Annotated in this window: 12 protein-coding genes; 4 read left to right on the top strand and 8 right to left on the bottom strand. The window is 41.4% G+C overall.

Annotation, left to right across the window (positions count from 1 at the left end; translation table 11 throughout):
• Nucleotides 1–234: 234 nt before the first annotated feature.
• Nucleotides 235–1,668: a Na+/H+ antiporter family protein gene (locus tag ACE3PQ_RS03080; RefSeq protein ID WP_374295133.1), complete on the top strand. Its 1,434-nt coding sequence runs from the start codon at nucleotides 235–237 to the stop codon at nucleotides 1,666–1,668.
• Nucleotides 1,669–2,015: 347 nt separating this feature from the next.
• Here ACE3PQ_RS03080 and ACE3PQ_RS03075 read toward each other — a convergent pair whose 3' ends face one another.
• From ACE3PQ_RS03075 to ACE3PQ_RS03060, 4 genes are all read right to left on the bottom strand, one after another.
• Nucleotides 2,016–2,732, bottom strand: coding sequence for a hypothetical protein (locus ACE3PQ_RS03075; protein WP_374295131.1), 717 nt, complete (start codon nucleotides 2,730–2,732; stop codon nucleotides 2,016–2,018).
• Between the two features lie 691 nt (nucleotides 2,733–3,423).
• Entirely contained in the window at nucleotides 3,424–3,648 is a 225-nt protein-coding gene (locus ACE3PQ_RS03070; protein WP_298893177.1) for a hypothetical protein, read from the bottom strand.
• 89 nt (nucleotides 3,649–3,737) lie between these two features.
• Complete coding sequence (locus ACE3PQ_RS03065) at nucleotides 3,738–4,832, bottom strand: fatty acid desaturase (RefSeq protein WP_374295129.1); 1,095 nt, start codon at nucleotides 4,830–4,832, stop codon at nucleotides 3,738–3,740.
• A gap of 77 nt (nucleotides 4,833–4,909) precedes the next feature.
• A complete protein-coding gene (locus ACE3PQ_RS03060; RefSeq protein WP_374295127.1) occupies nucleotides 4,910–6,016 on the bottom strand; it encodes a flavin reductase family protein in 1,107 nt (368 codons plus the stop codon).
• A 317-nt stretch (nucleotides 6,017–6,333) separates the two neighbouring features.
• On the opposite strand from ACE3PQ_RS03060, the gene fabR reads away from it, so the two are divergent.
• Both fabR and ACE3PQ_RS03050 read left to right on the top strand, forming a co-directional pair.
• Nucleotides 6,334–7,005 (top strand): HTH-type transcriptional repressor FabR, encoded by a 672-nt coding sequence (fabR, locus tag ACE3PQ_RS03055; protein WP_374295136.1) that lies wholly within the window; start codon nucleotides 6,334–6,336, stop codon nucleotides 7,003–7,005.
• A gap of 188 nt (nucleotides 7,006–7,193) precedes the next feature.
• Entirely contained in the window at nucleotides 7,194–8,675 is a 1,482-nt protein-coding gene (locus ACE3PQ_RS03050; RefSeq protein ID WP_374295125.1) for a phospholipase D family protein, read from the top strand.
• 334 nt (nucleotides 8,676–9,009) lie between these two features.
• On the opposite strand, the gene ACE3PQ_RS03045 is transcribed toward ACE3PQ_RS03050, so the two are convergent.
• The 4 genes from ACE3PQ_RS03045 to ACE3PQ_RS03030 all read right to left on the bottom strand — a co-directional run bounded on the left by ACE3PQ_RS03045 (nucleotide 9,010) and on the right by ACE3PQ_RS03030 (nucleotide 13,241).
• A complete protein-coding gene (locus ACE3PQ_RS03045; RefSeq protein ID WP_374295124.1) occupies nucleotides 9,010–9,390 on the bottom strand; it encodes a hypothetical protein in 381 nt (126 codons plus the stop codon).
• Between the two features lie 253 nt (nucleotides 9,391–9,643).
• Nucleotides 9,644–9,880 carry a PspC domain-containing protein gene (locus ACE3PQ_RS03040; RefSeq protein WP_374295122.1) on the bottom strand — a complete coding sequence of 79 codons (237 nt, stop codon included), beginning with the start codon at nucleotides 9,878–9,880 and terminating at the stop codon, nucleotides 9,644–9,646.
• Nucleotides 9,881–10,341: 461 nt separating this feature from the next.
• The gene (gene hslO / locus ACE3PQ_RS03035; RefSeq protein WP_374295120.1) at nucleotides 10,342–11,214 is read right to left on the bottom strand and encodes an Hsp33 family molecular chaperone HslO; all 873 of its coding nucleotides are present in this window, start codon (nucleotides 11,212–11,214) and stop codon (nucleotides 10,342–10,344) included.
• An 89-nt stretch (nucleotides 11,215–11,303) separates the two neighbouring features.
• Nucleotides 11,304–13,241, bottom strand: coding sequence for a monovalent cation:proton antiporter-2 (CPA2) family protein (locus tag ACE3PQ_RS03030; RefSeq protein WP_374295134.1), 1,938 nt, complete (start codon nucleotides 13,239–13,241; stop codon nucleotides 11,304–11,306).
• A 433-nt stretch (nucleotides 13,242–13,674) separates the two neighbouring features.
• Here ACE3PQ_RS03030 and ACE3PQ_RS03025 point away from each other — a divergent pair, with 433 nt between their 5' ends.
• Nucleotides 13,675–13,962, top strand: coding sequence for a hypothetical protein (locus ACE3PQ_RS03025; protein ID WP_374295118.1), 288 nt, complete (start codon nucleotides 13,675–13,677; stop codon nucleotides 13,960–13,962).
• Nucleotides 13,963–14,280: the final 318 nt, after the last annotated feature.

Below are 14,280 nucleotides of genomic sequence, written 5' to 3'. Positions count from 1 at the left end.
TAAATTGACGGAAAATGTTTTGTAACTTTGACCAATGTTGATCATTTAGCATTGTGCGAGGCATAGCGAGTGTAAAATTGGGTTTGGCGATTTAATTTTACTATCTCGCTATTTTTTACAGCAAATGTCAACAGACCCTAAGCGCATACGAAATATTGTAGCTAATCAGATTTTTTACCAATTCGCAAAGTGACTGATAGAATAGCGACTGATTCTTTTTTAATTGTATGTTTTATGAATGCAGTCGTTATTGCAATTTTACTGATGTTCGCTTTGTCTTTGGCAAGGGTGTCAGTGGTATTTACCTTAGTGATTTCCGCCGTTGTTGGTGGATTGGTCGCAGGTTTAGGGATTTCAGATACGGTCAAAGCCTTTAATGAGGGCTTAGGTGGCGGTGCGGAAGTGGCACTATCTTATGCTGTATTAGGTGCATTTGCTTTAGCGCTATCAAAGTCTGGATTGCCAGATTTATTGGCGCATAAGCTGTTGGGTCTACTTGGACAAGAAGCGGAACACGCCAAAACTGCAAAATTAAAATACGTGCTTTTTTCGATTTTATTTGTCGCTGCAATCTTTTCACAGAACTTGATTCCAGTGCATATCGCCTTTATTCCTGTGATGATTCCACCTTTACTCAAAGTCATGAATCATCTCAATCTTGATCGCCGTGCAGTGGCTTGTGTGCTGACGATGGGCTTGGTAGGTACCTATATGTTACTTCCAGTCGGTTTTGGTGCGATCTTTTTAGAACAAATTTTGATGGGGAATATCAACGAAGTGGGTGCGAAATATAACCTACAGGTTGAGCGTTGGATGTTACCAGTCGGTATGGCGATTCCTGTTGCGGGGATGTTTTTAGGCATGTTCGTTGCGGTGTTTTTTAGCTATCGCAAACCACGTCAATATCAGATGCAAGCCGTAGCAAGTGTGCAAAAGATGGATTTGGAACAACCGCTCCAAACTGAAAAAAATGCAAATCTTGATCTCGCCGAAGAGCTAAAGCATGACGGGCAAAGTTTACAATCCGACGCCAAAGATGTCCCACAGATTGCCAAAAAAACCTTGCTGATGGCATGCCTTGCCGTTGTCTTGACGATCACTGTACAGCTATATGCTGGCTCAATGATTTTAGGCGGTTTGATCGGGTTTGCGGTGTTATCTGCGGCAGGTATTTTTAAATGGCAACAAGCCGATGATGTCTTCGTGCAAGGTATGCGGATGATGGCATTGGTCGGTTTTATCATGATTGCTGCGTCAGGGTTTGCCTCAGTGATGCAAGCGACTGGTCAAGTTGATAGCTTAATTCAAGGCGTGATGGCACAGCTTGGTGATCATAAAGCATTGGCAGCATTTTTGATGTTGTTGATCGGTCTATTCGTGACTTTAGGTATTGGTTCTTCATTTTCGACCGTGCCGATTTTGGCAGTGATCTATGTACCACTGTGCGCACAATTTGGCTTTTCACCATTGGCAACGGTTGCGTTGATCGGTACAGCAGCGGCACTCGGTGATGCAGGTTCTCCTGCGTCGGATTCGACCTTGGGTCCAACGGCAGGTTTAAATGCAGATGATCAGCACGATCATATTTGGGATACGGTCGTTCCGACATTTTTGCACTTCAATATTCCATTGATTATCTTTGGTTGGATCGCGGCGATGTATCTGTAAGGTACTGAAAACTTAAATAACTCGCGTTTGATGAAATTTGCAGTGTATGGCTTTGAAAAGGAAAATCATTTTTAGACAAGGTATTGAAGTGTATGCTTTTATGTCGGCATTAACCACTGCGTCTTACGCTACAGTCAAAGCAAAGCTTTGACTTTGCTCAGGTTCGACCTACTTTCCTTTCGGGGAAAGTAGGCAAAGCCATTTGTCAGTCGCAAACTCGGTCATATATCAAAATCAATCGAATACCTTGAAAAACTTCACTTTACTAAAGCTATGCTGACCTCGAACAGTGCGACTGACGCTCCAACTTGGCATGCAGTTTTTACTCATCATAAGCCGAACTCAGGTTATTTAACCTTATGATAAGCACCATCTGCATATACTCCAAACCCAAAACCACAGCTAGACGCATCGCCTTGATGTTGTTTGACCGTAATGAACTGCTCGCTCAGTGAATGATTGGAAAAATCTAAATCAATCTGACAATCCTCATAATGATACTCAGCGTGCGTATTGGTTTTTCCTGCGACTTTTTTGGGCATTTCAATTGTAAACTCGCCGAGATTTGGACCATAAATCAGCGCCAATAAACCCATTCTTAAACCATAAAATTGAATCGTATAATGATCGCCTTGATCAGACACTTCTAAACGATTCCACGCACCTTGACCTGCATATCGAACATATTCCCCTGCGATTTTTTCATCTGAATAAAGCTGTTTGGGAAGTTTTGATAAATTGTATTGACTCTTTTTATCCTCTGGACGTAGGGCGTACCATGCTTTTGCCCAAGCATATTGTCCTAGTTTGGTATGGGTTAAACCGACATTGTTATAAGCCGTTGCAAGATTCGTCTCAGTCAAGGTTTGCGCATTTTTTGCGAGATCATCTTGATTGAGTAAACAGAAATGGGTGTGCGCCGCTTGGTTTTCAAAAGCATCCAAAGCTTTCGAATAATTCTTCTGCTGATACAAGCGTGCGCCTTGCTGTTGATAAGTTGGCAGTTGTGCACAGGCTTTTCGAATCTCCGCATTGCGATCGGCATAACTATTCGTTGAAATCATCAATGCCATTCCTGCAAGCGCTGAAAAAGAGAGCAACCACTTGCAATTGGTTTGTCGGAGATTGCTTTTAAAGAAACGGTTTGCACTTGAATTGATCATTGAGTTTTGCCCAAGCGAATGGTTGATCATTAGTGTGCACTATAATCGCCCGAAAATTAGGGTCTGTTGACATTTCACAGATGCTTGCGACTACGGATGTTTTTTAGGCGATACTAGGCAGGAATGAGGAAGTTTAGTCATTCTAAATAACTCGTTCCTAACGACGTAGCGTCAAAAAACATCCTAGTCCCGAAGGGTTATCGCTAAAACTGCCATAAACTTCGTTATGAAACTTGGCAAGGGAGTGACCATTCCCTTCGTTTCATGCCTCTTTTCTGTGGTTTTAGCTGATAACGCAATGCATGGTTGAAATGTCAACAGACCCTAGTATGAGAATGTTTAACTGCGAGTCATTGTTGATATATAGATAACTGAAAAGTATTTAAGTTTTTGTTATTTAATATTTTTAAGTGATGAATTTATGATTTGGCATGAAACTTGTTTTAAGTTTTGTAGGAAAAAACGATGCGGAACTGGGTGAGGTTTCTACTGCATAAAAAATAAATTGATGATTTTAATGATCGATGATTTTGTAGCCCACCTACTGCACGACTTGCAGTAGGTGATTTTTTATCTAATGCTCAGAAAGCGATTATTTAGATTCTTTGCCGTCATTGCCTTTGATCACCATATACAATACAGCAAGAATCAACAGCCACGCACCGCCAAACGCACTGGCACAAAATGTCAAAATGCGATCGTATTTATCGAGATGCCAAAGGTTTTGGTGTAATGCCACCATGACAAATATCCATTGAGCCAATGCAAAAACGATCATCACCAAAGCGTGACGACGAACAGCAGGACGCATTGCCATAGCAGTACCTTCATATCGTGTGGGAGTGATGCATATTATGCCACTTTTGGCACGATTTTGGGTAGTTTTCAGTGTATCGCCACGTTCATTTACTTTTTAAATGGAAAAGCATATTTCACAATGCGCCCAAGCACTTGCCCAAACTGCTTGGCAAGACTGGCATTGTTGTAATTTAAACCATATTTTTTGCAGACGGCTTCAACCTTCGGCGCCATTTGGCGATAACGGCGTGCAGGAATATCAGGGAACAAATGATGTTCAATCTGATGACTAAGATGCCCAGAAAGGATATGAAAAGCTTCAGAACCTTTTAAATTGGATGAGCCACGAATTTGGCGCATATACCAATGTCCTTTTGACTCATTCAGCAAAACGGTTTTTGGGAAAACCTCAACATCTTTGGTGAAATGACCACAGAAGATGATGCTAAATGTCCAAATATTTCGCATGCCATTTGCGGTTAAATTGCCTAGAAATACAGGAATTGCACTTGGTCCTGCGATGAGTGGAAAAAATACATAGTCTTTAAACAGTTGCTTTGCAACTTTGTTTTGCACAGGTTTCCAATCATTCCAAAGTTGTTGTTTAGTTTTTTTACCAATGAGGAGCTTACCAATTTCAAGGTTTTGAATCGCAACGCCCCATTGAAAAAGTAGGCAAAATGGAATGCTGTACAAAGGTTGTAATAGATAGCCTGCCTTCCAGCGTTGTTCAGGGAATAAGCGCAGTAAGCCATAACCAATATCATCGTCCATGCCTTTGATATTGGTATAAGTATGATGTTTAAAATTATGCGTTTCACGCCAGTTGTCCGATGTGCCGACGGTGTCCCATTCATAGCGTTGACCATTCATATTGGGATCATTCATCCAGTCGTATTGACCGTGCATGACATTGTGCCCAACTTCCATATTTTCTAGGATTTTGGCAACAGACAATAAGCCTGTCCCAAGCAACCATGCAGGTGGAAACCAACCCGCAAATAGCAATGCTCGACCAACTACACTGCTATATCGCATCGTCGCAATCACACGACGGATATATTTAGCATCTTTCGCACCGAGATCGTCGAGTACCTCTTGTTTGATGGTATCAAGCTCTTTGGCAAAGCGATCTAACTCGCCAGAGGTCAATTCACGGTTTTTCGGATTTTTGATATATTCAATCTTTGCAGGCATGTTCATGATGCATTCCTCAAAATCATTTCAAAATTATCTTTATCGCAGTTCAATGCGCTTCATCTTCACTCGATGAGTCTGTTTTACAGCGCAAGTTTGATATCACTTTGTGCACTATTGACGCAGATGCGAATTAACTGATTGGCTTCATGATTAGTTTGTTTATTGGCAATATGCTGTGTGCTACCACTGACTTTGGGACATGCACATTTGTTACAAATTCCCATACGACAGCCGTGTTGTGGGCGGATGTTGTGTGCTTCTAAAGCAGTCAAAATCGACTGACCTTTTGGAATTTGCAGTTGTTTGTTCGAAAGACTGAGATGGATATTGATCAGTTCAATTTCTGATGAATCTGAATCCGTGATACTTGGCGTAGAAAAGTAAAAAGCCTCACCTTGAAATTGTTTAGCATCTGTACATAAGCTTTGCGCAGTTTCGACGAAACCCGAAGGACCACATGCGAATACAGCGCAGTCATGCAAATCCTGAATGGATTGTAGGTGAGTGGCGTTTAACCGTTTCAATGTCGTGTCATTGTTGTCTGTGTTGCTTTGTGTTTGTGTAGAATAGAAGTCAACATTGAACGAAGTATAGCGTTCTTGCCATTGTTTAAATGGTAAGATAAAAGCATGTTCACGTTGAGTTGACGCCCAATATTTCAATTGGATTCGATAGTCTTCTAGGCGGTTTTGCTTTTCAAGCGCATGTAATACGCTAAACGCAGGAGTGATACCGCTCCCTGCAACGAGCAAGACGAGTTTTTTACTTTGAAAATGCTCAAGTGCGACATCACCATAAGGTTCTCCAAAGCGTAAGTAATCGCCAATATTAGCTGTCTCACATAGCCAACTGCTGACCAAACCACCGTGTACATGTTTGACGTTCAAAGCAATATGTTGGCGATCAAGTTGCGTCAAACTATAACTACGCGCATAGCGGATACCATTGATCTCAACAAAGAGAGGGTGATGCTGACCAGCATTACCAAAATCCATTTGTCGATTGCATTTGATTTTCAGTTGATACATATCTTGTGCAATCTGATTGCGAGCAACAATTTGCCCACGTGCTTCAGTGCTCGACCAAAGCGGATTGATTTGTTGTAGCCAAAAGTCAGTTGCCGAGCGATCAAAAATGCTGGTAGAAAGCTGATGAAGCCAAGTACTCGATTTGGAAAGTGTCGTCATATTTAGAAAGATGAAAAACTGGATTTGTAATTATTATACACTTGTATATACATATGTATATATTTAATGGTTTTGATTTGTGTTTTACTGTAATTTAGCCATACTAGAAATTACTGTATTTAAGTATAAAGTGTTGAATAATTTGTGTTTATTTAGACTTTTTAACGTTCGAAAAGAGTTGTAAGTATTGCATCACTAAGATTGAGCAACTTGATTTGTTGCGACATATTTCATAAAAAATAAGCTTAGCGTTATACTAGGATTTTTATTGATTGAATTGCTTAGATGTCTTCGACGGTCGAGCAATGTTTGAGCGCATGAATCCAATTTCAACATCACTACAACATCATAAATCTGTCTCCGAATTGGATTCTCAGAAGCCTATTCTGCGTAGTCCTGGACGTAAGGCGTCAATTACACAAGAAGAGCTCTTCGATGCAACGCTGAATTTATTACGTTCTGGGCGCAGTATTGCTTCACTCAGTCTGCGTGAGATTGCACGAGAAGCAGGCATCGCACCAAATAGCTTTTATCGACATTTTCGTGATATTGATGAGCTTGCGATTGCCTTGATTGGTCGATCAGGTCAGGTTTTGCGTCAGATCATCAGACAAGCACGGCTCGAAGCACAAAAAGGCAAAAGTGTGGTGCAAAGCTCGGTAGATATTTTTGTCCATGAGCTAGATACCGATGAGGGGAATCTTAGACTATTGCTACGTGAAGGTTATACAGGTTCTGTATCCTATCGTCAGACGGTAGAACAGCAACTTCGTGATTTTGAACAAGAGTTGCAAGAAGATATCGTGCGATTAGAGAAGCATCATGATAATACGCTCAATTATCCTGATCTCGTTGCCAAAGCGATTACTCAGTTGGTATTCAATATGGGCGCAAAAGTGGTCGAACTACCGCCTGAAGAGCGTCAAGCGATCGCTGATCAAACAGTGATTATGATTCGAATTTTACTTATTGGTGCACGGAAAGTTTAAGGGTACTAATTTTTATCATTTGAGTTTTATGCCATTCAAAATCGTCATGTGATATGGCGATTTTCTATATCAATTCATTATTTTATTGCTGATTTTATTTCTAGAATTGACGCAGTGTAGTTGCAAATATCATCTTGAGTTTCATAACATTTCACTGTTAATCTGATCGAAAGTATCGAGTGTGTTGTATGCGAGTATTTCAACGAATTCATAAAAAATTAAACTGGTCGGTTAAACGCTATATGATGGTCATTGCATTGATTTTGCTGATCACGTATGTTGCATCAGCAATTTTCCAAACCTATAAGTCGATTCCCGAAGGTCTTAATTTTGCAGGGCAAACTCGTGCTAGTGAAGTGGAATTTTTGGCAGATCGTACCTTCGTCAATGCAAATGGACAGCATCAAAGTGAACAACAAATATTCGATGCGATGTTGACCTTGATTGATCAAGCGCAGACAACCATCGTACTCGATATGTTCTTATTTAATGCTGAGCTAGGTGAGTCGAAACTCAAACATCGTCCACTCACAGCACAGTTGACCAAAGCACTGATTGATAAAAAGAAACTCAACCCACGCATACAGATCGTCATGATCACCGACCCGATCAATACCGTATACGGCGGGGTGCGCCCTGAGCATTTGAGAGCGCTTGAAAATTCAGGAATTCAAGTGATCGTTACGGACTTGCGTCCGCTTCGTGCGTCGAATCCTGCGTGGTCGGGTCTATGGTATATGTGCTGTCAAAGTATTGGTAATAATACCGAAACAGGTTGGTTGCCAAATCCATTTGGTGAGCAAAAAATCACTTTGCGTAGTTATCTTGCACTTGCCAATTTCAAAGCAAATCACCGTAAAACCATGGTGGTCGATACCTTAAATGGTTGGAAAACTTTAATTTCTTCTGCAAATCCGCATGATGCAAGCTCAGCGCATAGCAATGTCGCCATGATCGTTCACGGCAAGATTGCTTCTGAGGTGTTAGCGACCGAAGCTACTGTTGCTAAGATATCAAAAGGCGATGTGCCTGCATTGATCATTGGTGAAAATCAAGCGAGTAGCGGTGCGCCTAAAGTACAACTACTCACCGAAGAACAGATTTATGATCATGTGCTCCAAGCCATCAATGCCACGGTTTCAGGGGAACAGCTTGATTTGATGATGTTTTATTTATCTGAGCGTCAGATCGTTAAAGCTTTGATTGCCGCTAAGCAACGTGGTGTTCAGGCCAACGTCCTACTCGATCCGAATAAAGATGCGTTTGGTATGCAAAAAAATGGTATTCCAAATCGTCAAGTGGCATGGGAGCTCCACAAAAATGACGTGCCTGTGCGTTGGTGTAATACGCAAGGCGAGCAATGTCACAGCAAACTATTAGTCATTACCAAACTGGATCAGTTAGAACAATATCAACAAAAACAGGTCATCCTCGGTTCTGCCAACTACACCGCTCGAAATCTCAAAAATTATAATCTAGAAACCAATGTCGCAGTCACAGGACAAGCGAGCTATCCTGCGATTGCCTCTGCACAGCAGTATTTTGATCAAGCTTGGAACAATCAAAATGGTCAGGTGATGAGTGTGGACTATGATGAATACAAAGATGAATCGTGGCTGAAATATTGGTTGTATCGTTTTATGGAGTGGTCTGGTCTATCGACGTTTTAAGCCTTTTTTCATGTTCTAGTGTTGTCTATTTTGACCTGAGTTCGATGAAGTGTGCGAAACATGATATTGAAAAGCATGACATTTTAGGCAAGGTCTTGCGGTTTATCCTCGTATTTCAGGATTAACCTTCGGTTCGAGTTACTTTTCTTTCGGGAAAAGTAACCAAAACCATTTGTCAGTCGCAAACTCGGTCATATACTAAAACTAATCCAATCCCTTGAAGAACGTCATTTTACGAAAGTCATCCTGCCCTCGAACAGTGCGACTGACGTTTCCACGAATCAGATAAATTTTATTCATCTTATATCGAACTGAGGTTCTTTCAAATCACCTTCTATTTTAAGTCTTCAAAGGCTTGATCGGCATCAGGTTGTTTTTGCCCTGAGAGTTTATCCAATTCGATATTGATCAAAGCGATTTCTTGTTTGGCTTGAGCTAGATATTCACGCACACTTTGTTCACTGTCGGTATGGCAGAGTAAATTTTCAGTTAGGTTTTTGATGTGCAATTGAATCTTTTTATGCTGTGTCGACATTGCCGTGTCATTTTCAGTGGCGATGGTTTTAAAGCGTTGCAATAGCTCCACCACTTCTGAGCTGACGTAAGCCTGTGCATCAGCTGCCATTTCTTCGATTTCACGTTGCTTCTGATATTGGCGATAGCGATAAAAAGCAAAAGCAACAAAAGCCAAAATAAGAAGAATAAATATAGTCATTGTGCTTTTCTCAATAGGTTGTTCTCATGCGGTGACAATGTTCTAACTCATTGTATTATGCGTAATTCGGCAAGGTTCGCCAAGCGTTTCATGTATGATTTAGATTAAACCCAATAATATTACGATCAATAGCAAGTAGGTAATTTTTAAGCACAAAAAAAAGCTACTGTCTTGGGGGGAACAATAGCTTAAAAGGGATCAAAACGAGCTTGTTTTTCTAGGGAATGAATGAACCGTAAATTAATTTACAGCTTTAATTCACAGTACGCATATTGTGATCATTACGCTGTTCGATTTTGGCTTGTTTTGGCATAAGTAACCAAAGCACCAAATACACCAAAATCCCAGGGAAGCCCGCACTCATCACCGAAACCAATACGAAGATGATGCGTAGTAGGTTTGCATTCCAACCAAAGCGTTCAGCAATACCACCCATCACGCCTGCGATCATGTTTTGTCCAGTCGAGCGATATAAACCTTGTTTTTGCATGATTGAAAAATTCTCCTCTAATAATGAAATGATTCAATTGCGATACTTTCTATATGTGGTTGCTCGAATGGTTTTCAATCTTTGCACAGCGAATTAATTGTTAAGGATTGTTATCATCACGTAGTTCGACGAACTACAGGCTTTACTTAATTGAGAAATATAAAGTCTTGCTCGGAGTCTTATGGTTTATAGTCATGTGGGCAGATCAACGACTTCGTCTTGCACTTCGATTGAAATATATTTCAACCTTGTTCAGGTTCGACCTACTTTTCTTTCGGGATGAGCCATGTATGGCGCAAGGACAAAACCATTTGTCAGTCGCAAACTCGGTCATGTTTCAAAATTTATCCAATACCTTGAAAAACGTGATTTTTCGAAAGCCACTTTGTCCTCGAACAATGCGACTGACGTTTCTACGAATCAGATGACTTCTACACATCTTATGCTGAGATTCGCTTAATTTAACTCACATGTCGTCCAAACAGTCCCAAGGCTTCTTCTGCGCTAAAGCGATAGGTCGTGTTACAGAATTGGCAATTCATTTCAATCGGATTTTGTTCCATCAAGGTTTCTTTGACTGCATCTTCACCGATCTGAACCAAGGCGTTAGCACAGCGCTCTTTGGAACAGGTACAGCCAAATTGCAGTGCTTCACTGTCAGGCAAGCGCACATCTTCTTCATTATAAAGACGATATAAAATCTCTTGCGCAGGCAGGTCGATCAATTCATCGGCTTTGATGGTATCGGTGAGCATGGTCAGGCGAGGCCACAGGTCGGTATCGACGGTTTCTTGCTCTTCTTCGGTACGCGGTAATAATTGAATTAACAATCCACCCGAAGTTTGCGTATTACTTGCTAAGGCGATACGAGTTGGAATCTGCGCAGACAAGTCATAATAGTGCATCAAGCACTGCGCTAAAGTGGCATGCTCAAGTGGCACGATACCTTGATAGCTATCGCCAAATTCAGGTTCGATATTGATAAAGAGTAATCCACCATGCAGATGATTGAGCACAGTGCTACTGTCTATGGCTTCACTAAAACGGGGATCATTATCAAACTCTGCCAAAGCTCGCAGGTCGCCAAGATGATTACACTCTGCCATTGCCCATTTTAGTGTGCCTGAGCTTTGGATTTGTAGGCTGAGTCGCCCTTTGATTTTTAAGGTGCTGGCAAGCAATGCACTGGCAACGAGCATTTCCCCAAGTAACACTTTGATCGCTTGCGGATATTCACGTTGTGCAAGGATGGTGTGTAAGGATTGTTCTAGGTGTACCACTTCGCCACGGACAGGACAGTCGTGTATATAAAAGCGTTGGCGGATGTCAGACATAATATTCTCCATTTCCTGCATTTTATGGTGGCGAACAAGCGAAATCTCAAGTGATTTGTGCTGAATTTACAGCCTACAAATACGAATCCTCACCGCATATCATGATGTGATGAATTTTCCTTAGATGAATCTTCCGGATGTTGGTGAGCCGAATCGTTTGATTCCTCATCATCATTGAGCGAGCCACTCATTTCATCTTTGATCGGTTGATGCTTTTCGATTTTCTGCATTTGTTCACGATGCACAAATTCATCATTTTCAAACAAATTTTGTAAATCTTGCATCATCGAATCATAGGCGGTACGCATTTTCTGCGGATTGACATTGTAGTTGGCTTGCTGTTGACGGATGAGCTTTTCATCATAGTGGGCAAAGTTCGCCACATGGTTTTTACTGCGTTCAGGTTCATAGCCTAGCGCATTGAGCATTTGTTCAGACATCGACAGGGCAGAATGCACACTTTCACGCCATACCTGATCAATGCCCAACTCACGCAGTTGATAGACGTGACGACGATCTCTTGCACGTGCTAACACGGTCAGACTCGGATGGTGCAAGCGTAGATGACGTGCGATATAGAGTGAATCCTCGACATCATCTACTGCAATGACAAAGAGCTTTGCGGTATCCACACCTGCGGACTGCAAAATCTCAGGCACGGTGGCATCACCATAATAAACATGCCCTCCAAAACGGCGCATAAAGTCGATGTGGTCGATATTATTATCAATGGCAGTAAATGGAATTTGATGTAAATGCGCAATACGGGTCAGAATCTGCCCGAAACGCCCAAAGCCTGCCACGATGATGTGTTGATCGTGTTTTGGTAATTCATCAAAGGCTTGCGGTGTGTCATTTTTGCTGAGAATTGGTTCGATCCAATGATCCATGATCCAGAAGAATATCGGCGTCAAGATCATCGACAAGGTCACGATCAAGGTCAACGGACTGGTCATGGCTTGACTAATCATGCCTTCGCTTGCAGCCACAGCAAACACCACAAATGCAAATTCACCGCCTTGTGATAGGGCAACACCAAGTCGCAAGCTATTCAGTGCAGAGCTTTTACGATATAGCGCAATGCCTGCCACACAGACGATTTTAATCATCATCAAAGCGAGCGTACCGAACACGATCAATAGCGGTTGTTCCACAATGACATGCAACGACACACCCATACCGACCGTCATAAAGAATAAACCGAGCAACAAGCCTTTGAACGGCTGAATGCTGGCTTCAAGTTCATGACGAAACTCGGAATCGGCAAGCAAAACCCCTGTTAAAAATGCACCGAGCGTGGTACTCAATCCGATCGCCTCCATCAATACCGCAACACCAAGCACGATAAATAATGCCACAGCGGTGAGTAACTCGGTGGCGGCACTTTTCGCCACAAAACGAAAAAATGGTCTAAGAATATAGCGACTAAATAAAAACAAGCCTGAAAATGACGCAATGACTGCTGCAAAATAAGCGATGCCATGATGCGCACCGCCCTGATTTTCAATAAAAATATTTCCCGCAAGCACAGGAATCAACGCCAGCAACACCATCGCCGCAATATCTTGAAAGAGCAAAATCGAAAAGGTCTGCTGACCATAGCTTGTGGCCAATTGATCACGATCTCGTAGGAGCTGTAATACAAATGCCGTCGATGACAATGCCAAAGCAAAGCCAATCACCACACTGGTATTGAACTCCCATGAAAAGACTAGCCAAATCGCCAAAGTCAGCACGATGCCACTGATCAGCATCTGCAAGCTACCCATCAGCAAGATCGACTGACGTAACTCCCACAGACGTTGAGGGCGAAACTCCAAGCCGATCAAAAACATCAGCATGATCACGCCATATTCCGCCAAGTGTGCGATCTGTTCGGTATCGTGCGCAATATTCAGCACACTTGGTCCAAGAATCGTGCCTGTGACCAAATAGCCTAAAACGGTTGGAATACCAAAACGCTTACCCAACGGCACAAGCAGTAGGGCAGCCGCCAAAAATATAATGATCTGAACCAGTGGGGTGATTTCCATGTAATGTATCTAAATCGTCGCAATCAATCTCTAAAGCAGTGTACAACGGAATGGCATGTTATGAGATGGAATATATGAATTTGCAAAAAACAAATCAAATAGCATGAATTCGTCCACTCTTAGTAAGTTAATTAATGGCTAAATGAATAGCTTGTATTTACAACACACCTTTTGCGAAATACAACTAATTTAAAGATTGATTAATTTATTGTTAAGCTATTGTGATACTTTAGCCAATCTAATCACTAACAAAGGATACATTGTGAAATATCGAAGCATACTTGGTGCATTCAATTTGGGCGAATTGATTTCCATAAGAATCCTCTTTCACTATTTATTCATACTCATAAGGGACGTTGGGGACGATAAAAATATAGACTGTTCTTAGACTTCCAAGAACAGTCTTTTTTGAATTATGGAGGACAAAGTGAAATATCAAGATTATATGATTGAATATTTTATGTGTATTTTAAGAGTTGAGCTCATGTATGAAAAGAATGTTGGAGCACCTCAGGATGGACCTATATGGCTGGTGAAGTTGATAGACTATCTTTTTAGTGAATACTCAAACTCACATGATGTATTGTATTTCATTGGACAAGAGTTTTCGTTGGCTAATGGCTTTGAAGACTTAAAACATCGTTTGCTAAGTGTGAACTTATATGCACTGCAAGAGGCAAACGATAAATGTCATTGGAAGACTCTAATTGAGTGAATGACTTATCTATTTGTTTTATTTATGATTGCATTGGAGTTTATTCATTTAACTCACATGCGGAGAGTAGTTCTCCACATATTGGGCAAATGGTGAAAATGTGGAAGATTTATTCTTATGGTTCTTGGCGGGTATGCTTGGAGAGGATTTACTTTCTGCAATCGCAGAAAAAAATAAGGAGTGTGTAAATAATTCTGTGTAAATGCAGATTTAAAAATACTTGGTTACACGCTCTTCAAAAATGATACTAAAGCGATTCATGGCAGCTTTCCAATTCTGAATAGGCATCGTCCATTTTTTGCTTGCTGCCATAATAGC

This window comes from Acinetobacter sp. (assembly GCF_041911495.1).
Taxonomy (GTDB): domain Bacteria; phylum Pseudomonadota; class Gammaproteobacteria; order Pseudomonadales; family Moraxellaceae; genus Acinetobacter.
The sequence above is the reverse complement of the archived record's forward strand: the minus strand, read 5'-3'. Positions and strand labels throughout refer to the sequence as shown.